Origin of the sequence: Williamsia sterculiae, assembly GCF_900156495.1 — a bacterium.
Taxonomy (GTDB): domain Bacteria; phylum Actinomycetota; class Actinomycetes; order Mycobacteriales; family Mycobacteriaceae; genus Williamsia_B; species Williamsia_B sterculiae.
The window spans coordinates 164,310-182,421 of record NZ_FTNT01000002.1; the positions used below are offsets into that span (position 1 = coordinate 164,310).

Sequence of the window (18,112 nt, forward strand, 5' to 3'; positions counted from 1 at the left end):
CGTCGATGGTCGTTCGAGCCGTCATGTCGAGGACTGCGCGATGCCGAGCGGTGTGATCAGCTGCGCGTGGGGGTAGGTGTGGACCGGCCTGTGGAGGTAGGCGGAGATGATCTGTGCGGCACCGGGGTACATCAGCGCACCACCCGCGAGATGGACCTCGAGGTCGTCCGCGCCCCGGGTGAGATCGGCGATGTTGTGGGCTATTCGTTCGAATCCGGGGTGGAGGATCGCCGCGAAGGCGTCGTCAGGCTCTTCTCGTTTGCGTTGTTCGGCCTCCGCGATGTCCACGCCGAGTGCACCGGACAGGATCAGATCGAGGTGGTGTCCGCCCCCGGGACGATCATCGAGTTCGGTCAGATCACCGCCACGGAAGATGCCGACCCCGGTCGACCCGCCGCCCACGTCGACGACCACCCCGTCGATCACCTGCAGGGCATGGTTTGCCGCGCTCACCTCGTCCAGCAGAGTCACCTCATCGAATCCGGCGGACTCCAGAACGAATCGGCAGGCGCGGCTCTCTGCTTCTCCGACGCACGGAGGGTATGCGGTTGCCGCGGTGGACAACTCGACACCCAGAACATCCTCGGCCCGCTGTCTCAGCGTCGTCGCTGCCGCGGATGCCGCGGCGAAGTCGACGACCACCCCGTCGCGGACCGCGGCGGTCCGGATGGCGTCGATCCACACGGGTAGTCCGGTCGCATCGACCACGGTGACAACGCAGGTCGCGGTGCCCAGATCGACACCGGTGCGCAGGTCGGCACCGTCGGGAGAGCGAGGGTGACCGAACACCGAACCGGCCAGCTCCAGCACCTCATGAACACCGCGATGCGGCGCGTGCGCTGTCATGGTCATGTCCTCGGTGACGGTCGGCGGGTGACTCACGTCGAGGACGATACGCCCGCTCGGGTGATGGCAGGTTGTCATCGGTGGATAGTCGGGACCGGGGTGGCTGTCTCAGAAGGACAACGACCGGCACACAGTGCTCAGGGTGTGGGGAAGGTCAGGACGGCCTTGGTGACATCGCCGCGGTGGACGGCGTCGAGCGCGGTGTTGATGTCGGCGAAGTCGAAGGTGGTGATCAGCCGGTCGAACGGAAACCGCCCCTCGCGATGGAGTTCGATCATTCGCGGCACGAAGGCGCCCGGGATCGCGTCACCTTCGACGACACCCACGAGAGTCCGGCCAAACAGGAGGTGTCCCTGGTCGACCGTGACATCGTTGGGCATACCCTGGAATCCGACGGTCGCGCAGACACCTGGGGTCTGTAGGCATTCGAGGGCGGCACGGACGACGTCGGAGAACCCGATGCAGTCCACCGAGTAGTTCACACCCAACCCGCCGGTGATCTCCTGGATACGGGCTACGGGATCGGTGGTCGCCGAGTTGATGGCGTGCGTGGCACCCAGATCGCTTGCGGTGTCGAGCCGCGCATCCGACACGTCGACCGCGATGATCGTGTCGCAGCCCGCGACGATCGCGGCCAACAGTGCCGACAGCCCCACCGATCCCATCGCGAAAATCGCGATCGTCGAACCGGGCTCCGGGTCGAGGGTGTTCAGCACGGCCCCGGCACCGGTCTGGATGCCGCAACCGAGCGGGCCGAGGATGTCCAGCGGGATGTCGTCATCCACCCTGATGGCGTTGTTCTCGGCGACGACCGCGTGCTGCGCCCACGACGACTGCCCGAACCACGCGCCGAGGACCGGGGTACCGTCGCGATGCAGCGGCGTGGAACCGTCGGTCCGCGCACCGACCAGATTCAACGGCACGAACGCGCGACAGTGCTGCGGGAGATCGGCTGTGCAGTGGTCGCACTCACCGCAATGCGCGTAGGAGAGAACCACCGGGTCACCCACCGACAGCAGCGTCACCCCCGCGCCGATCCGTTCGACGACACCGGATCCCTCGTGTCCGAGCACGATCGGTGTCTGACCAGGTGCCGGTGCGGCGATCACCCCCAGATCCGTGTGGCAGATACCGACTCCGACCATGCGCACCAGTACCTCGTGGGGTCGAAGGTCGTCGACATCGACGTCGGTGACCTCCAACTCGGTGTTCGCGTGGTTGAGAATTGCGGCGGTGGTCTTCATCGTGGATGTCCCTCGGTACGTCGTCTGTTGCGCGGCGCGGAGAGGTCTGCGCCGTTCGGAGATCCGGTCCCGCCGGACGGGACGCCGAAACCACGTCACATCGTCGTGTTCCGATGATCTCGAGCTGTGTGTCTCTCCGCACGTGGCGACGCTAGTCATCGAGAACCCCGCCGACACACCGATCACCGCACTGCTATCCGATCCGGATAGCACCACGCCGGGGTCGTGGTCGACCAGGGATAGCCGCTCGACGCCGCGGGTGCCTTCGGGAGGCCGATGGCGGCCTCAACAGCCCAACAGGTCGGCCAACTCACCCAGATCAGTGACGTGGAACAGGTTCGCCGGGTCGCGCGCCTCTTCTTTGCGCTCCGGACCCCATTCGTGCGGGCGTTCGACGTAGGCGGTCTGCAGTCCGTACGAGCGGGCCGCGTCGAGGTCCCAGGAGTGGGTCGCGACCATCAGCACCTCGTCCGGCGCGACGTCGAGAATCCGTGTGATCCCCAGATAGGTGTCGGCCGCGGGCTTGTAGTGACCCCAGATGTCGGCGCCACCGATGAAATCCCAAGCGAGGTCACTGTGTTTCGCCATCTCGACCAGCAGCGCGACGTTGCCGTTGCTCAATGTGCCGACGATGTAGCGGCTCCGCAGCCGTCGCAGGGCCGCCGAGACATCGGGCCATCCGGGGATCACATGCCAGGCGTGAACCGCCGCATCCAGTTGTCCGTCGGTGGGGGTGACACCACGATCGTGGAGCAACACGGTCAGCGATTCCCGATGCAGGTCGTCGAGCAGGGCCCACGGCCGCCGGCCCGCCTCCACGTCGCGCAGGGCCGGGCTGTAGGCGCGTCGCCAATCGCGGGTCAGTGCGTGCGCATCGACCTCGGGAAAGATGCCCGCCATCGCGTCGCCGACACCGGTGTGCCAGTCGGTGACGGTGCCGAAGGTGTCGAAGGCGAGAACCTTGATCATGGTGGTGGCCTCACGGTTGCGGACGAGGTGCACCGCCGACTCTAGAGCGGTCAGCAGTCCGACTGTGGCTCCGGCGCGACGTCGCTCGGTCCGTGGGCTTCGGCACGGGCGATCACCTCGTGTAGATCGCTCCCGAACACGGGTGAATGCGACACGTCGGTGATGCAACCACCCTGGTGATATCCACCGACGATGCCGATCGCGCTGCGTCCGGCGATCCACGGTGACCCGCTGGTGCCGTCGACGAGTCCACGACAGCTGATCGTCGGGACGCCGCGGACGGTACGCGTCCGTCCACGGCATCCCACCGGGTCGTCGGCCACCCCGCCGTACCCCACCACGCGGACTCGGGAACCCGGTGTGGTGGAACCCACGGTGAATCCGCGACCCGTCACGGTCTCGAGAGGGTGCTGCGGCGATCCCGGGTCTGGTGCCACGCGCATCACCGCGAAGTCGTCGTCGACGTTCAGCCCACGCACCCACGATGAGGCCAGGTACACGGCGGTCACCCGCCAGATCCCGTAGGGCTTGATCCGGTCGTGATAGCCGGGAGCGAAGCGGATGTCGTCGGCGGCGCCGGTCACGCAGTGCGCGGCCGTGAGAAGCAGGTCTCCGGTCCGGCTGTGGATCACCGTCGCCGTGCAGTCGTGCTCGTCGGACGTCCCGATGAACAGTGGTCCCACCCGTCGGTCGGCCAACACACTCGGCTGCGGGGTCGAGGCGCTGCCGCCCACGAGTGAAGCACCGACCACCACCGCGAGGAACATCAGGACCTGACGCACGCCCTGACTGTAGAAGCGAAACCTGGACGCCGAGCGACCGGCGGAGTGCAGGGCACACTGTTGTGATGGCCGACGAGACCGACCGCGCGGTAGGGCCCACCGACGACGCCGCGGTGCCCGCGTGGCGGCGGCACACCGTGGCAGAGCAGCGGTGGCCTGCGGCGCTCGCGGTGTTGGTGGTCATCGGACTGCAGATCTCCCTGCCCGACCATCTCAACCTCTCGTCGCGGTACCTGTTGCCGATCATCGAACTGGCCCTGTTGGTGGTGCTCGTGGCGGCCAATCCGCGGCGGATGGAGAGCACCTCCGCGCCGCTGCGACTGTGCGGACTCGCCCTCATCGCGCTGGCCAGCCTGGCCAATGCGTACTCGGCAGTCCGGATCGTCATCGACATCGTCACCAGTTCGTCGCGGGCAGGCGCCGGCGAACTGCTGCTGTCGGGCGCCACCGTCTACCTGACCAACGTCATCATCTTCGGACTCTGGTACTGGGAGCTCGACCGCGGTGGACCCGTCGACCGCGCCTGCGGTGTCGCGCAGTACCCGGACCTGCTGTTCCCGCAGATGACGTCGCCCCCGGAGTTGTCACCGCCCGAGTGGGAACCCCGGTTGATCGACTACCTGTACGTCGCCTACACCAACGCCACCGCGTTCAGCCCCACCGACACCATGCCGATGACCCGCTGGGCCAAGGCGGCGATGGCCCTGCAGTCGGCGGTCGCGCTGATCACCGTGGCCATGGTGCTCGCCCGGGCCATCAACATCCTCAAATAGGCGCTGGGGCCAGCCTTCCCGAACGGGCCCGAGGAGGCGCGTGACGGAGACTATGGTCACTACATGGAGGATGAGAATCGGGTCGGTGGCACCACCGCACTGCCCGAGGCCGTCGACATCCTGGTCGTCGGCGCAGGCTTCGGTGGACTGGCCGCAGTCCACCGGCTGCGCCGCGAACACCCCGGACTCAGCCTGCACGTGATCGACCGCGGACCCACGGCCGGCGGGGTGTGGCGGGACAACACCTACCCCGGCTGTGCCTGCGATGTGCCGACTGCCTTGTACTCGCTCTCGTTCGCCGACAACCCGGGGTGGTCGCATTCCTACGGTCGTCAGCCCGAGATCCGCGACTACCTCGAGGGCGTCGCCGGCGCGATCGGCGGACCGACCACTTACGACTGCGCGCTGACCGGTGCACGCTGGGACCCCGGCCGCTCGGTCTGGGTGGTGCGGACCGACCACGGATCCGTCGAGTGTCGGTTCCTGGTGCTGGCCACCGGAACGCTGTCGACACCGGAACTGCCCGACGTCCCTGGCCTTGATCGGTTCCGTGGTCACGTTTTCCACAGTGCGAGCTGGGATCATGATCGCGACCTCACCGGCAGGCGGGTCGCCGCGATCGGTACCGGCGCGTCCGCGATCCAGTTCGTCCCGGAGATCGTCGACCGAGTCGCACATCTGACGGTGTTCCAGCGGACCCCCGCGTGGGTCATTCCCCGGGTTGACCGGGTCATCTCGGCGTCGGAACGGCGCCTGTATCGTCGAATCCCGTTCGCCCACAAACTGATGCGCGCCCTGATCTACGCCTACCGCGAGGTGTACGTGGTGCTGATGGCGCTGCGACCGGGATTGCTGCCGATCGCCGCGGCGATGGGACGGCTGCACCTGCGCCGTCAGGTACGCGACCCCGGGCTCCGCCGTCGGTTGACCCCGACCTTCACCATCGGCTGTAAGCGGATGCTGCTCAGCAACGCGTGGTTCCCGGCCCTGCAGCGGCCGAACGTCGAGCTGGTCGGTGGTCTGCGCGAGCTCACCGAATCCGGCGCGGTGGACGACGACGGAACAGAACACGAGGTGGACACCGTCATCTTCGGCACCGGTTTCACCCCGACGGAGCCACCGGTCGCACGACTGGTCGTCGGGCGCGACGGCCGGACTCTGGCCGCACGTTGGGACGGGTCGCCGAGCGCCTACCGCGGGGTCAGTGTCAGTGGCTTCCCCAACATGTTCCTGATGTACGGACCCAACACCAATCTCGGTCACAGCTCGATCGTGTTGATGCTGGAGGCGCAGGCCGGATATCTCAGCCGGATGCTCGACCATCTCCATTGCCACGGGTATGGCGAAGCCGACGTCCGCATCGCGGCAGAGAAGCGGTATCGCGACGAGGTGGACACCCGATTGCGTGGCACGGTCTGGAACATCGGCGGGTGTTCGAGTTGGTACATCGACTCCGCGGGCCGCAACTCCGTGATGTGGCCGACCTTCACCTGGCGGTACAAGCAGATGATGGGCGAATTCAACCCGGCGGCATACGACTTCGACTCGGCGCCCGATGTCGACCGACCAGCCCACGATCGGTTGGAGCGGACGGGATGACCGGTCGCGCGCAGCTCGGGCGCGGCAGCGAGACGCGCGCTCGCATCCTCGACGCCACCATCGACGTGTTGGTGCAGGCGGGGTATGCGCGAACCACCACACAGGAGGTGACCCGGCGATCCGGTGTGTCGCGCGGTGCGCAACTGCACCACTTCCCGACGCGGGAGTCGTTGGTGATTGCCGCGGTGAGCAGACTGGTGGACCGCCGATTGGCCGAGCTGGTGGCGTCCGCCCCGGAGCTGTCGGGCCTGGACGTACTGCTCGAAGCATTCTCCGGGCCACTGTTCGATGCCACCCTCGAAGTGTGGGTGGCGGCTCGGACCGACTCGGTGTTGCGGGCGGCGATGGTTCCGCTGGAACAGACTGTCGCCGACAAGGTGCGTGCGGGCTGCCACGAGTTGTTCGGGGAACAGCTGACGGCGGAGCAGATGGAGTTGAGCGTGGAGATCGCTCGCGGTCTTGCTGTGTCCCGCATCTTCCGCGACGAGGCGGGTGAGCGAGCCATCCGGGCACGGTTGCTCCCGGCCTGGGAATCGATGGTCGGGCTGTCCGGATCCGGTTCGTCGACGCCGATGGCAGACGACTGACACCGCCCGGTAGGGGAGACGAATCCGGGCGTGGTGATCACCACGCCCGGATTCGTGCCCCGATCAGGTCACTGACTGTGACGGCCGTGCTCACCCTGCGGCGGCGGGGGCTGGCGGTACCCCGATCCCGGCGGCGGGGTCGGGGGGTAACCCTCGGGCGCTGATCCCGGCGGGTAACCCTCGTAACCGGGTCCCTGCGGGAAACCGCCCTGGCCCGACGGGTTGGGCGAACCGGGCTGCTGACCCCCCTGGTAGGGCGGGTACCCGGGAGGCGGACCTGCCGGTCGGCCCTGCTGCGGCGGCGCACCCTGACCCGACGACTGCGGGGCAGGTCCGCCATAACCGCCACCCTGCGCGGGCGGGAAACCACGCGGATCCGTGGTCGAACCGGCGGGCCGGTTCACTGCGGATGACGAACCCGAACCGGGTTGGTCGGAGAACGTCGTCGGTGGTGCGGTCGAACCCGCGGACGAGCCGGCCGTCGACGCCGCACCCGATCCGGTACCGCCCGCGACGCCCGCCGCAGCGAGGTTGCGGGTTCCCGGGGTGTCACCACCGGTGTAGTCCGGCTTGCGATCGAGATCGGGCTGGTCGGGCTTGCCTGCCTTGGGGTCCTTACCCGCCAACAGGTCGCGGATCTCCTCGAGGAGTTCGGCCTCGGTGAGGCCCTCGGCGTCGTCACCGCTCTGGGCACGCAGCTTCTTCAACTTCTCGAAAGGCAGAACGATGATGAAGTACACGACCGCGGCGACGATGAGGAAGTTGATCAGCGCCGTGATGATGCTGCCGAAGTCCACGAACGTGCTGTTCTTGCCGTTGATGATGAAGTTGGGAGACTTGCGGATCGCGAAGCCCAGTCCCGCGGCGGCGTTGCTCGAACCGACCGAATTGACCAACGGTTGGATGATGTTGTCGGTGAATGCTTTGACGATCGCGGTGAACGCGGCGCCGACGACGACCGCGGTCGCCAAGTCGATCACGTTCCCACGAAGAAGGAATTCCTTGAAACCCTTGAGCACTGCTCGGGTGTCCTCTCCGGTCGGGGATAAACGGCGTTCCGGTACACCGAGTGTGCTGATCGTAGCCAGACCACCTGGGTAACCGGCAGGTTTGACCACCACTTCGGGTGTTCGGGTGTGTCGTATTCAACAGGGGAATGGTCCCCGGCGCATCCGCTGATCGAGCGGGTGCAGGACCCGTCGGTGGGCCGGTGTCAGTGCAGGACCACGGTGACCGCCTCGGTGAGGTTGGCCGCTGCCACGCGGTGGGCGTCGGTTTCGGGCATCGCGAGAAGGACGACGCCGGGGTCGGGTGAGGTGCGCAACGAGGCGGCCGCGCGGGTGGACACCACAGCGACCACCGCGCCCCGGACCAGCACCGACGGTGGTGCCGAATCGTCACTGTCGTGCTGCGCGGCCAGCACATCCACCAGGTCACCTTCGCGGAGCAGAGCGGGGACTCCGGCGTCACCGATGTGTACGGGCACCAACCGTGCGTCCGGTCGCCGCAACAGTGCCGTGGGAAGACGCGGGGACAGCAGTCGGACGTCGGTCAGGACCTCGCCGCCCCGAATGGCCGCGGTGACCGTGCGCGTCTCGGTGTCGGCTCGGCGGCGCAGCGCACCGTCGGGTGCGGTACCGGTGGGGAGTTCGCGCGTTGCCACGTCGGCGGCGGTCAGCGGTGCACCGGGGGTCAGGTCGTGCGCGGCGACCAGCACGGTGTCCGTGCGGTCGGCGCGGTGTGCGGCGAGGGCCGACACCAGGGCCGCCACCACGAACGCACCGGCGATGAGTCGACGGACCAGCAGTGTGCGCGCCCATCCGGGTCTGGCCAGCTCGCGCAGGCGATCGGTGAGGGTGGGGACGAGACGGCGGTCGGCGGGCATGCCACAGACGCTAGAAGGCTCCCGCGCTCGTCATGACCGGCCCGCAGGTGTCTGTGGACACCGATGCGATCTGTGCAGAGATGTCGTCGATGCAGGTCAGGACGCAGCTGCGGCCTTCGAATTCGAACCGGACCCGGACGAACCGGACCCGCTCGACGTCGAACCGCTCGACGTGGAGTCACCCGACGACGAGGTGCTGGCGCCGCCCGCGCTCGTCGACTTCGACGGTGCGGACGAGTCGGACTTCTCGCTGCTCGACGACGAACTGTCGGATCCCTTGTCGGCTCCGGTGCGACTGTCGGTGCGGTAGAAACCGCTGCCCTTGAACACGATGCCGACGGTGTTGAACAGCTTGCGCAGCCGGCCCGAGCATGCGGGGCATTCGGTCAGCGAGTCGTCGCTGAACGACTGCACGATGTCGAACTTGTTGTCGCACTGCGTGCAGGCGTACGAGTAGGTGGGCACGGATACCTCCGAAGACACGGGTCTGACGACCGGGGATGCGAGAAGATCGTAGCGCCGGCCTGGCACTCCGTGTATTCGAGTGCCAGATGATGTTCTGCTCAACCACGCAGAAGCCTCGAATATGCCCGGGTTCCGTCTCACTGGCAATGTCAGGTCAGCGGGGTGAAGCCTGTTCCGGGTCGCAGAACCCAGCCGACCCGGACGTCCAGCGGATCCTCGGGCAACTCGTCGAACAGTTCGTCGTCGTAGACCACCGCCACCAGTGCGGCGTCGGCAGCCGCGCCGAGGGTGCGGTCGTAGTACCCGGCTCCGCGGCCGAGCCGTACCCCGCGGCGGTCCACTCCGAGGGCCGGCACCAGAACCACGTCGGCTCCGCCCACGGCGTCGATTCCCACCGCAGCTCCTGCAGGCTCCCGTAGTCCGAAACGGGCGACGACGAGCTGCCCGGCGTCCTCATATCGCGCCCAGTCCAGCGGTGCGGGCGGCCCGGGTGCGACCTTCGGGACGATCACCGTTGCGCCCGTGGCGACCAGCGCGTCGAGCATGCCGGTGTCGCCGGGTTCGGGTGGCTGGGGTAGGTAGGCCGCGATGGTCGCCGTGCGCAGCGGCCGCCCGAGGGGTCCCGACTCGATCTCGCCGATCAGTGCGGTCAGGCGGACCGCCGCGGATGCCTGCTCGTCGCCGGTCCTGGCGATCCGGCGTGTCGTCAGCCGTTCACGCCACTGCGCCTTGCCGTGTCCCATGCGCTCCATCGTCGTTCATCCTGGCTCTCCCGCGATCGATCAGGTCGATCGGAAGTGTCGGGGTGGTCACAGCATTCGGCCAGCGGATTGTCGGTTCGTCGCCCTAGGCTGATCCTCATGAATCAGGCTGTCCCCAGTACCGAGGCCGGACCGACCTCCGGCGCTGCTTCGTTCCCCGGCGCCGAGTACGAGTTCGTGCCCAACACCCCGCCCATCCCGCGGACCGCGATCGTCCCCGCCGCCGGCCTCGGTACCCGGTTCCTGCCCGCGACCAAGACGGTGCCCAAAGAGTTGTTGCCCGTGGTCGACACCCCGGGGATCGAGCTGGTTGCCGAGGAGGCGAAGGCGGCCGGCGCCGAGCGATTGTTGATCATCACCTCGCCCGGCAAAGACGGTGTCGTCGCCCACTTCGTCGACGACCTCGTGCTGGAGAACACGCTGGAGAAGCGGGGCAAGGACGCGATGTTGGCGAAGGTCCGCAAGGCGCCGAACCTCATGCAGGTGGAGTCGGTGGTCCAGGACAAACCGCTGGGTCTCGGTCATGCGGTGGGCTGTGTGGAGTCCGAGCTCGCCGACGACGAAGACGCCATCGCGGTACTGCTGCCCGACGACCTGGTGTTGCCGGGCGGGGTGCTCGAGGTGATGGCCCGCACCCGCGCCAAGCGGGGTGGCACGGTGCTGTGCGCCATCGAGGTGCCCGGCGACAAGATCTCCGCCTACGGCGTCTTCGACGTCGAACCGCTGCCGGACGCCGTGAACCCCAACGTCATGCGGCTCAAGGGCATGGTCGAGAAACCGGACGCCGAGGATGCGCCGTCGAATCTGGCCGCCGCGGGCCGGTACATCCTCGACCGTGCGATCTTCGACGCGCTGCGCCGCATCGAACCGGGCGCCGGTGGAGAACTACAGCTCACCGACGCGATCGCGTTGTTGATCGCGGAGGGTCATCCCGTCCATGTGGTGGTCCACCGCGGCAGTCGGCACGACCTCGGTAACCCGGGCGGATACCTCAAGGCGTGCGTCGACTTCGCGCTCGATCGGAAGGACTACGGGCCGGAGCTGCGCGCATGGCTGCAGGATCGGTTGAAACAGTAGGGGCCGCGCTCCTACCGCGGTATTCGCCGCGGTCGGCCGCGTGGTGCCGCCGTGGCGGGCTCGGCAAACGATAACGTCGTCGCAGGACCCGGGACCGTGGTCCGGGGATACGGCGAGGAGGCTTGATGCGGTCGGTCGAGGAGCAGTTGACGCGGGTGACCGCGGCCGCGGTGGCGCCACGACCGGTTCGGGTCGCCATCTCGGAGGCCCAGGGCCTGCTGTGTGCCGAGGAGGTGATCGCCGAGCGACCACTGCCCGGATTCGACCAGGCGGCCATCGATGGGTACGCCGTCCGCAGCGTCGACGTGATCGACGCCGGTGAGATCGTCGACGACCCCGAGGAGGGTGACGCCGACGAACGCATCGTGGTGGTGCTGCCGGTGGTCGGGGAGGTCCGATCCGGTTCGCGGACACCCACCCGTTTGCAGCCGCGTCAGGCGGTGCGGGTGGAGACCGGTGCGCCGTTGCCCACCCTCGCCGACGCGGTGGTCCCGCTGCGCTGGACCGACGGTGGACTGTCGAAGGTCCGCGTGGGACACGGCGTCGACACCGGTGAGTACGTGCGCCGCGCGGGCGACGACGTGCAGCCCGGTGACGTCGCGGTGCGCGCCGGAACGGTCATCGGTGCCGCTCAGGTGGGTTTGCTGGCCGCGGTCGGCCGTACGCGGGTGCTGGTGCATCCGCGCCCCCGGTTGTCGGTGATCACGGTCGGATCCGAACTCGTCGACATCGACCGCAACCCCGGCCCGGGGCAGGTGTACGACGTGAACAGTTATGCGCTCGCGGCGGCCGCCCGCGACGCCGGTGCCGACGTCAACCGCGTCGGCATCGTCGACCGCGAGCCGTCGGCGCTGCGTGAGGTGGTCGAGGGGCAGCTCATCCGCTCCGAGATAGTGGTGATCTGCGGTGCGCTGGGCGGAGCGGCATCCGAGGCCATGGGGGAGGCGTTGACGGATCTGGGTGAGCTGACCATCGAGCGCATCGCCATGCACCCCGGATCGGTACAGGGGTTCGGGAAGCTGGGCCGCGACGAGGTCCCGACGTTCCTGCTGCCCGCCAATCCGGTGAGCGCGCTGGTGGCCTTCGAGGTGATGGTTCGGCCGTTGATCCGTATCGCGCTGGGCAAGCGGCAGCCGATGCGCCGCATCATCCGCGCCCGCACGGTGGGTCCGATCGCGTCGGTGGAGGGTCGTCGCGGTTACCTCCGCGGACAGTTGATGCGTGACGAGCAGACCGGCGAGTACCTGGTTCAGGTGCTGGGTAGTTCCGAGACCGGCACGTCGCATCTGCTGGCCGGGTTGGCCGAGGCGAATTGCCTGGTCATGGTGGATCCGGAGGATGTGGATCTGCGCACCGGCGACGAGGTCGACGTGGCGTTCCTGGCGCAGCGTGGGTGAGCATCCAAGTGATCGGACGGCACCCGTGCTGGTGTTCCTGGTGTCGCCGGTGTTGAGTATCTGAGGTGCGAATGTGGGCGTCCGGATCGTCGCGGCATCCGGGGTGGCCGGCGAAACTGGGCCCGTTGCGGACCTCGGCGGGAACGGTCACCCTGCGGCCGGTGCGTCTCCGCGACGCCCGGGTGTGGAGTTCGCTGCGCATCAAGAACCAGAACACGTTGATGCCGTGGGAACCGACCGGCAGCGACTACTGGGCGGAACGGCATCACTCGTCGTCGTGGCCCGCCCTGCATGCGGTGCTGAGGTCCGAGGCCAAGTCGGGGTCGATGCTGCCGATGGTCATCGAGGTGAACGGTGACTACGCGGGTCAGTTGACGGTGGGGAACATCCAACGCGGCGCGTTGCGCAACGGGTGGATCGGATACTGGCTCGACGAGGACCTGTTCAACAGGGGCGTCGCGACGGCGGCGGTCGCCCTGGGGGTGGACCACTGCTTCGGGTCGGTGGGCCTGCACCGGCTGGAGGCCACCGTGCAACCCAGCAACCTGCCGTCCAAGGCGGTGCTGACCAAACTCGGGTTCCGGGAAGAGGGCCTGCTGCGCCGGTACATGGATGTCAACCACGCCTGGCGCGATCACCTGCTGTTCGCGCTGACCGCCGAAGAGGTGGTCGGGAGCGCGGTGGAAACGTTGGTGCGGTCCGGTCGCGCGTCGTACTGACTGCCGGCGTATCACCCCGCCGAGCGTGCCGTCGTTCCCGTCGAGTGGGCCGTTGTCGACGTCGGCGGGCCGAAACCCCTCCCCGCTTCGTGTCCCGATGTGCACAGCGCTCGGCGCGTCTGCGCAGGCCCGGGCCCGTCGCGCCATAGCCTGGTCACGGCACGTGTGACGGATGTGACCGGGAGGAGTGTTGCCAGCCATGCCCAATTCGGTGTTGTGGGTCATCCTGGTGGTGATCTGGTTGTTCGTCCTGGTCCCCATGGTGATCAAGCGGCGTCCGGAGGTCCGTAAGACCACCGACACCACCCTCGCGACCCGGGTGTTGCACAAGGGTGGTCGGGCGATGCGCTCGGCGCGCGGCGGGATGGCGTCCGGACGACACCCACACGATGCCGACTGGGAGCCGCCGGTACGCGAGCGACGCAAGGCCGCTGATCTGATCAACGCCGACGACGATCACAAGGATGCGAAGGCACCGGTCGCGACCGACGTCGCCGACGACCTTCATGAGTCCGACGAAGCCGTTGAGGACACCGAGCAGACCTCGTCGGGGGATGACGCCTCGTCGGAGAACACGGCCGTGGAGGTGGCGGACGGGGCTGGCGTCGAGGAGTCCACGACCGGGACAACCGGCCCGGCCGTGGAGACCGTCGCGATCGGCACCACGGTTGCCGCGCGGGCGTTCAGCACCGACGACACGACCGAGATGCCCAAGGTGGATCCGGACGTCGATCCGGCGGACCTGCTGCGTGATGCGGAGTCCCAGCTGTCGGTCGAGAAGTCGGTGCCGGTGGCGACCGGCGTCGACAGCGACGACGACGCGACGGACGCCGCCGACGACGACCTCGACGACGATGCGTACGACGTCGACGACCCCGAGGACGAATACGACGACCTCGACGATGAGTACGACGACGATGCGTACGACGACGACTTCGACGACGAGCCGGGCAATGCGGACGTCGGTCGTCGCGGGCGTGGTGGTTACGACCCGGACGCCGATCTCCGGCGTAGCCAGAAGCGGTACCAGCGTCGTCGACGGGTGATGGCGCTGCTCGCGGCTGTGACCGTGCTCGCCGTGGTGCTCGGCCTGCTTCTCGGGACCATCGGGTGGATCGTCACCGGTGTCGCAGGCGTGGCATTGGTCGGCTACCTGATGTACCTCCGTCGCACCGTGCGGATCGAGACGCGGATCCGTAGGCGGCGGATGACACGACTGGCCAGGGAGCGCCGCGCGGCTCAGGAACGTGCGCAGCGGACCGAACCGGAGATGGTGCCACGGCGGTTGCGTCGACCTGGCGCCGTGGTGCTGGAGATCGACGACGAGGATCCGGTCTTCGACCACCTCCCGACCTACCGTCGTGAGTGGGTCGAGCGCGATGACCTGGACCTTCGCCGGGCGGTAGGGCAGTAGAGAGTGCGATTTTCTGCCCCGGGACGCCCGGTGTAGAGTCGCAGAAGTTCGATCTGGGGCTATGGCGCAGTTGGTAGCGCGACTCGTTCGCATCGAGTAGGTCGGGAGTTCGATTCTCCCTAGCTCCACCAGAAGGTCAGCGGCCATTCTTGCTGATGCGGAGAGACTCTCCATGCGTCTCGGCTGTGGCCATGTCGCTGAGACAACGAAACTCGTGGTGGCAGTACGCATAGCGGACGACCGGTGTCCGCGTTCGCGACTACGTACCCCGGATGACAGCAGTTTTCGGCCCGCGCGGCGCACCTCGCAGCGCAGCGGCCGTCACGTGCAATTTGCGGATGAACGGTCGGCGCCGTGTCATGCTGCGTTCAGCATTGTCCGACGTCTGGAGCTTGTCATGTGTGATGCCCGATGTGATTCACGACGGCTCATCAGCGGGCGACAGTGAGCCGTCGCGACCGAGAGAGCGTCAGCTTCCACCCGACCGAATCGAGCGCGGGTCCGGAGCAGAGTGATGCGGTCGACCTCGACGGTCGCGACCAACGTGAACGCCGCGAGACACCCACCGAGCGTTTGGATCGCAACTGGGGCGATCTGATTCAGGAATTGCGCGTGGTGCAGACGGGCGTGCAGTTCCTCACCGGGTTCTTGCTCACGCTGCCGTTTCAACAACAATTCGGACGACTCGACAGTGTCGACATCGATATCTACCTGACAACCATCTGTGCCTCCATCGCGGCGACCGTCTTCCTGCAGACTCCGGTGAGCGTGCACCGCGCCCTCTTCCGGCGCCATCAACGTCGCGAAGCGGTGGCGTTGGCTCATCGCATGGCGGTGGTCGGGCTGTTGCTCTTGTCGGTAGCGATCACGGGCGTCGCGGCGCTCATCTTCGACGTCGTCGTGAACCGCGTGAGCGGTGTCATCGCCGCGGTCATCACGGTGGGCACCGTCGCTGTCCTCTGGGTCGTGGTCCCGCTGGGTGTCCGCGGGCGGCCAACCAACACATCCGACATCTGAATGTCGTCGCGCGGAACCGCGACACACCGATCACTCCGTTTGGTCACGGGTCGCTCTCGTGTCCCGGACGACCATGTGTGCGTCGCTTCTCTTTCATCCGAGCTTCGTGTGGGTGACGTGCCCCACCCACCAGATCCGTGCGGATCCGTGATTCGATCTCACGAAAAGGCGTCCAGTAAGAGTCATCGAATTCCTCCACCACCTGGAAAGTCCACCTGCCCCGGAGGACGTTGCGTCCGACCATCTCGCCGTCCAGTACGTCGGCGGTGGTCACGTGACCGGCGTCGCGCAACGCCGTGACAGCGTCCCCCAAGGTGAGGTCGGCGTGGCCGATCAACTGGTGAAACGCGTACAGGTGCCCACGTGCGCGCTCCACGAACTCCAGAGCTTCGGATACCTTGCCCACGGCGGCAACGGTGGAATCGGCCATGCGATCACGGTCATCGGTCATGAGTCACGAATACACCTCCGGTGCCGGCGTCGACGGCGTTACCGGCATCCGACGACGACCGCTCTGGCGTCGTTCGCGGATCTGTGCACCCACCCGATCGCAGCTCCGGTACGAATGACTGGACATGGACATCGCACCGAGGCCGGACGACGAGCCGGATGAACCGGTGGTCGACAAGGTCGGCGAGATGGCCAGTTCACCCGCGGACTCCGGCGGCGCACCGGTGCGGTGGATCGACCGTGTCAACGATGCGACCGGGCGCGGAATCGTTCTGGTCCGTCGGACGATGGGCGTCACCGTCCGCGAGGTCGCTGTCCCACGCCATCCACGACTCGCCGACCGGGGGCGCGAACTGGCCGACATCGGCCTGGCGATCGCGTTCCGCCCGAGTTCACCCCGACGCGACACCACCGTTCGCAGCCCACGCCTGACGGCCCGCGTGGGGCTGATGCTCGGGGCGTGCGTGGTGGTGTGCTTCGCCACCGGACTGCTGAGCCACTGGATTCAGCACCCGCCGAGTTGGTTCTACTTCCCGTCGGATCCGCCGTGGCTGTACCGACTCAGCCAGGGCGTGCACGTCATCACCGGGACGATGGCGATACCGTTGTTGCTGATCAAACTGCAGATCGTCTACCCGCGCCTGTTCGCCCGACCCGTGGTGGGTACCCCGCTGCGTGCACTGGAGCGCCTGTCGATCGCGGTGTTGGTGAGTTCGATGATCTTCCAGCTCTTCACCGGGTTGATGAACACCGCGCAGTTCTATCCCTGGAAGTTCTTCTTCACCACCACCCACTACGCGATGTCGTTCGTGATCGTGGCGGCCCTGATGATCCACATCGCCGTGAAACTGCCGGTCATCCAGCAGGCGTTCACCACACCACTGGAGTCGACCGAGCCGATCGACAACGAGCTCCACCACGACCACGTCCCCAACGAGGCGACGCGATGACCGATTCGTCGGCCGGTGATCCGACGCCGGATCCCGATGTGGCTACCCACGACCAGCCCGATGACGGTGCGGTGCCCCGTGATCCACCGCCACCGCGATACGCGGCGTTCGCCCGACCCGACGAACCGGGACCGTCTCGCGGGGTGTCCCGTCGGGCCGTGCTGCTCTCCGCGGTGGGGGCGGCAGGCCTTGCGGGTCTCGCATTCGCCGGCCAGAGCGTGTCGTTCCTGCGCTGGATCTCGTTCCTCGCGCCGCGATCGGGTCACGGCCCACAGGGCGTCCCGGTGAATCGCACCGCGGCTGCCGCCGGGGTCGTCACCATGGCCCACGCCCCCGACTACCGGCTGACCGTGGTGGCCGGTCGCACGACCCGTGTGTTGTCGCTCGACGATCTGCGTCGTCTGCCGCAGCACACCAGTGAGCTCCCCATCGCCTGTGTGGAGGGGTGGAGTGCGCAGGCGACCTGGAGTGGCGTCCGGGTGCGTGACCTGGTGGAGCTGGTCGACGGTGACCCCGACCGTGATGTTCGCTTCACGTCGCTGGAACGCGGGCTGTACGGAGTCAGCACCTTGCCCGCGAATTTCGCGCGCAACACGTCGTCGCTGGTCGCACTGGAGTTGCACGGGCAGACACTGACCACCGACCACGGGTACCCCTGCCGGCTCATCACTCCCAACCGACCGGGCGTCTTGCAGACCAAGTGGTTGTCGCGAATCGAGGTGCTATGACGATCCGTGCCATCAGGCTCCTGCTGGTCCTCGGTGCGCTGCCCATCGGCTGGTACGGGGTGTCGCTGATCTGGGAGATGAACACCATCGACAAGACGTCCATCGGGATCTGGCTGATCGGCGGTCTCATCGCTCACGACGCCATTTTCGCACCGTTGTGCATCGCCGCCGGGTTCGGCGCCCGCCGATTCCTTCCGCAACGATGGTGGCCACCCGTATTGGCCGCGTCGGCGGCGACCCTGCTGCTGGTCCTGCTCGCCGGTCCCGTGCTATGGCCCCGCAGCGCCGCGACGGCAGCACCCGGAAACAATGAGAGTGCAACCCTTCTCGACCGACCGTACGGTCTCGCTCTGGCCATCGCGGTTCTGGTGATCTGGGCTCTCGTGGTGGTCACGATCGCGCGGGGACGGCGGTCCCGATAGCCAGAGCGGCAGAATGGCGCGTGGGAC

The 18,112-nt window shown here is 67.4% G+C and carries 20 protein-coding genes and 1 tRNA gene; 12 read left to right on the plus strand and 9 right to left on the minus strand.

Going from position 1 to position 18,112, the window contains the following annotated elements; translation table 11 throughout:
• Nucleotides 1–21: 21 nt before the first annotated feature.
• From eutJ to BW971_RS03580, 4 genes are all read right to left on the minus strand, one after another.
• The gene (eutJ, locus tag BW971_RS03565; protein ID WP_076476668.1) at nt 22–882 is read right to left on the minus strand and encodes an ethanolamine utilization protein EutJ; all 861 of its coding nucleotides are present in this window, start codon (nt 880–882) and stop codon (nt 22–24) included.
• Nucleotides 883–983: 101 nt separating this feature from the next.
• Complete coding sequence (locus BW971_RS03570) at nt 984–2,090, minus strand: NAD(P)-dependent alcohol dehydrogenase (RefSeq protein ID WP_076476670.1); 1,107 nt, start codon at nt 2,088–2,090, stop codon at nt 984–986.
• A 285-nt stretch (nt 2,091–2,375) separates the two neighbouring features.
• The gene (locus BW971_RS03575; protein WP_076477327.1) at nt 2,376–3,059 is read right to left on the minus strand and encodes a haloacid dehalogenase type II; all 684 of its coding nucleotides are present in this window, start codon (nt 3,057–3,059) and stop codon (nt 2,376–2,378) included.
• 50 nt (nt 3,060–3,109) lie between these two features.
• On the minus strand, nt 3,110–3,841 hold the full coding sequence (locus BW971_RS03580; RefSeq protein WP_083709247.1) for a trypsin-like serine peptidase: 732 nt from the start codon (nt 3,839–3,841) through the stop codon (nt 3,110–3,112).
• 65 nt (nt 3,842–3,906) lie between these two features.
• Between BW971_RS03580 and BW971_RS03585 the strand changes: the two genes are divergently transcribed.
• The 3 genes from BW971_RS03585 to BW971_RS03595 all read left to right on the plus strand — a co-directional run bounded on the left by BW971_RS03585 (nt 3,907) and on the right by BW971_RS03595 (nt 6,800).
• Entirely contained in the window at nt 3,907–4,614 is a 708-nt protein-coding gene (locus BW971_RS03585; protein WP_076477331.1) for a hypothetical protein, read from the plus strand.
• Nucleotides 4,615–4,677: 63 nt separating this feature from the next.
• Complete coding sequence (locus tag BW971_RS03590) at nt 4,678–6,213, plus strand: flavin-containing monooxygenase (RefSeq protein ID WP_076476672.1); 1,536 nt, start codon at nt 4,678–4,680, stop codon at nt 6,211–6,213.
• Nucleotides 6,210–6,800, plus strand: a complete 591-nt coding sequence (locus BW971_RS03595) for a TetR/AcrR family transcriptional regulator (RefSeq protein ID WP_076476674.1) — start codon at nt 6,210–6,212, stop codon at nt 6,798–6,800. The genes BW971_RS03590 and BW971_RS03595 overlap by 4 nt, the downstream gene beginning before the upstream one ends.
• Before the next feature lie 68 nt (nt 6,801–6,868).
• Here BW971_RS03595 and mscL read toward each other — a convergent pair whose 3' ends face one another.
• The 4 genes from mscL to BW971_RS03615 all read right to left on the minus strand — a co-directional run bounded on the left by mscL (nt 6,869) and on the right by BW971_RS03615 (nt 9,902).
• Nucleotides 6,869–7,819, minus strand: coding sequence for a large conductance mechanosensitive channel protein MscL (mscL, locus tag BW971_RS03600; RefSeq protein WP_076476676.1), 951 nt, complete (start codon nt 7,817–7,819; stop codon nt 6,869–6,871).
• Nucleotides 7,820–8,013: 194 nt separating this feature from the next.
• Nucleotides 8,014–8,685, minus strand: a complete 672-nt coding sequence (locus BW971_RS03605; protein ID WP_076476678.1) for an SAF domain-containing protein — start codon at nt 8,683–8,685, stop codon at nt 8,014–8,016.
• Nucleotides 8,686–8,781: 96 nt separating this feature from the next.
• Entirely contained in the window at nt 8,782–9,150 is a 369-nt protein-coding gene (locus BW971_RS03610; protein WP_083709248.1) for an FmdB family zinc ribbon protein, read from the minus strand.
• 149 nt (nt 9,151–9,299) lie between these two features.
• On the minus strand, nt 9,300–9,902 hold the full coding sequence (locus BW971_RS03615; RefSeq protein WP_327200370.1) for a 5-formyltetrahydrofolate cyclo-ligase: 603 nt from the start codon (nt 9,900–9,902) through the stop codon (nt 9,300–9,302).
• A 108-nt stretch (nt 9,903–10,010) separates the two neighbouring features.
• Here BW971_RS03615 and BW971_RS03620 point away from each other — a divergent pair, with 108 nt between their 5' ends.
• The 6 genes from BW971_RS03620 (at nt 10,011) to BW971_RS03645 (ending at nt 15,535) form a co-directional block, all read left to right on the plus strand.
• Complete coding sequence (locus BW971_RS03620) at nt 10,011–10,988, plus strand: UTP--glucose-1-phosphate uridylyltransferase (RefSeq protein ID WP_234974217.1); 978 nt, start codon at nt 10,011–10,013, stop codon at nt 10,986–10,988.
• A 125-nt stretch (nt 10,989–11,113) separates the two neighbouring features.
• Nucleotides 11,114–12,385, plus strand: a complete 1,272-nt coding sequence (gene glp, locus BW971_RS03625; protein ID WP_076476681.1) for a molybdotransferase-like divisome protein Glp — start codon at nt 11,114–11,116, stop codon at nt 12,383–12,385.
• 65 nt (nt 12,386–12,450) lie between these two features.
• Complete coding sequence (locus BW971_RS03630; RefSeq protein WP_407701188.1) at nt 12,451–13,104, plus strand: GNAT family N-acetyltransferase; 654 nt, start codon at nt 12,451–12,453, stop codon at nt 13,102–13,104.
• Nucleotides 13,105–13,303: 199 nt separating this feature from the next.
• A complete protein-coding gene (gene sepX / locus BW971_RS03635; protein ID WP_076477335.1) occupies nt 13,304–14,518 on the plus strand; it encodes a divisome protein SepX/GlpR in 1,215 nt (404 codons plus the stop codon).
• Nucleotides 14,519–14,573: 55 nt separating this feature from the next.
• Nucleotides 14,574–14,649 (plus strand) — tRNA-Ala (locus tag BW971_RS03640).
• A 313-nt stretch (nt 14,650–14,962) separates the two neighbouring features.
• The gene (locus tag BW971_RS03645; RefSeq protein ID WP_234974218.1) at nt 14,963–15,535 is read left to right on the plus strand and encodes a DUF6328 family protein; all 573 of its coding nucleotides are present in this window, start codon (nt 14,963–14,965) and stop codon (nt 15,533–15,535) included.
• Between the two features lie 43 nt (nt 15,536–15,578).
• On the opposite strand, the gene BW971_RS03650 is transcribed toward BW971_RS03645, so the two are convergent.
• On the minus strand, nt 15,579–15,965 hold the full coding sequence (locus BW971_RS03650; RefSeq protein WP_407701189.1) for a hypothetical protein: 387 nt from the start codon (nt 15,963–15,965) through the stop codon (nt 15,579–15,581).
• A 145-nt stretch (nt 15,966–16,110) separates the two neighbouring features.
• Here BW971_RS03650 and BW971_RS22125 point away from each other — a divergent pair, with 145 nt between their 5' ends.
• The 3 genes from BW971_RS22125 to BW971_RS03665 are packed head-to-tail and all read left to right on the plus strand — an operon-like array spanning nt 16,111 to nt 18,085.
• Nucleotides 16,111–16,935, plus strand: a complete 825-nt coding sequence (locus BW971_RS22125) for a cytochrome b/b6 domain-containing protein (protein WP_200799350.1) — start codon at nt 16,111–16,113, stop codon at nt 16,933–16,935.
• Nucleotides 16,932–17,663 (plus strand): molybdopterin-dependent oxidoreductase, encoded by a 732-nt coding sequence (locus tag BW971_RS03660; protein ID WP_076476687.1) that lies wholly within the window; start codon nt 16,932–16,934, stop codon nt 17,661–17,663. The genes BW971_RS22125 and BW971_RS03660 overlap by 4 nt, the downstream gene beginning before the upstream one ends.
• Nucleotides 17,660–18,085: a hypothetical protein gene (locus BW971_RS03665; protein ID WP_076476689.1), complete on the plus strand. Its 426-nt coding sequence runs from the start codon at nt 17,660–17,662 to the stop codon at nt 18,083–18,085. Before BW971_RS03660 ends, BW971_RS03665 begins: the two co-directional genes overlap by 4 nt.
• The last annotated feature ends 27 nt before the right edge of the window (nt 18,086–18,112 follow it).

What these genes read in the sequence shown, in the direction of transcription:
- BW971_RS03570 (WP_076476670.1), bottom strand. Translation starts at nt 2,090, where the DNA reads ATGAAGACCACCGCCGCAATTCTCAACCACGCGAACACCGAGTTGGAG.
- BW971_RS03575 (WP_076477327.1), bottom strand. Translation starts at nt 3,059, where the DNA reads ATGATCAAGGTTCTCGCCTTCGACACCTTCGGCACCGTCACCGACTGG.
- BW971_RS03585 (WP_076477331.1), top strand. Translation starts at nt 3,907, where the DNA reads ATGGCCGACGAGACCGACCGCGCGGTAGGGCCCACCGACGACGCCGCG.
- BW971_RS03590 (WP_076476672.1), top strand. Translation starts at nt 4,678, where the DNA reads ATGGAGGATGAGAATCGGGTCGGTGGCACCACCGCACTGCCCGAGGCC.
- BW971_RS03595 (WP_076476674.1), top strand. Translation starts at nt 6,210, where the DNA reads ATGACCGGTCGCGCGCAGCTCGGGCGCGGCAGCGAGACGCGCGCTCGC.
- BW971_RS03605 (WP_076476678.1), bottom strand. Translation starts at nt 8,685, where the DNA reads ATGCCCGCCGACCGCCGTCTCGTCCCCACCCTCACCGATCGCCTGCGC.
- BW971_RS03615 (WP_327200370.1), bottom strand. Translation starts at nt 9,902, where the DNA reads ATGGAGCGCATGGGACACGGCAAGGCGCAGTGGCGTGAACGGCTGACG.
- BW971_RS03620 (WP_234974217.1), top strand. Translation starts at nt 10,011, where the DNA reads ATGAATCAGGCTGTCCCCAGTACCGAGGCCGGACCGACCTCCGGCGCT.
- glp (WP_076476681.1), top strand. Translation starts at nt 11,114, where the DNA reads ATGCGGTCGGTCGAGGAGCAGTTGACGCGGGTGACCGCGGCCGCGGTG.
- sepX (WP_076477335.1), top strand. Translation starts at nt 13,304, where the DNA reads ATGCCCAATTCGGTGTTGTGGGTCATCCTGGTGGTGATCTGGTTGTTC.
- BW971_RS03650 (WP_407701189.1), bottom strand. Translation starts at nt 15,965, where the DNA reads ATGGCCGATTCCACCGTTGCCGCCGTGGGCAAGGTATCCGAAGCTCTG.
- BW971_RS22125 (WP_200799350.1), top strand. Translation starts at nt 16,111, where the DNA reads ATGGACATCGCACCGAGGCCGGACGACGAGCCGGATGAACCGGTGGTC.
- BW971_RS03660 (WP_076476687.1), top strand. Translation starts at nt 16,932, where the DNA reads ATGACCGATTCGTCGGCCGGTGATCCGACGCCGGATCCCGATGTGGCT.
- BW971_RS03665 (WP_076476689.1), top strand. Translation starts at nt 17,660, where the DNA reads ATGACGATCCGTGCCATCAGGCTCCTGCTGGTCCTCGGTGCGCTGCCC.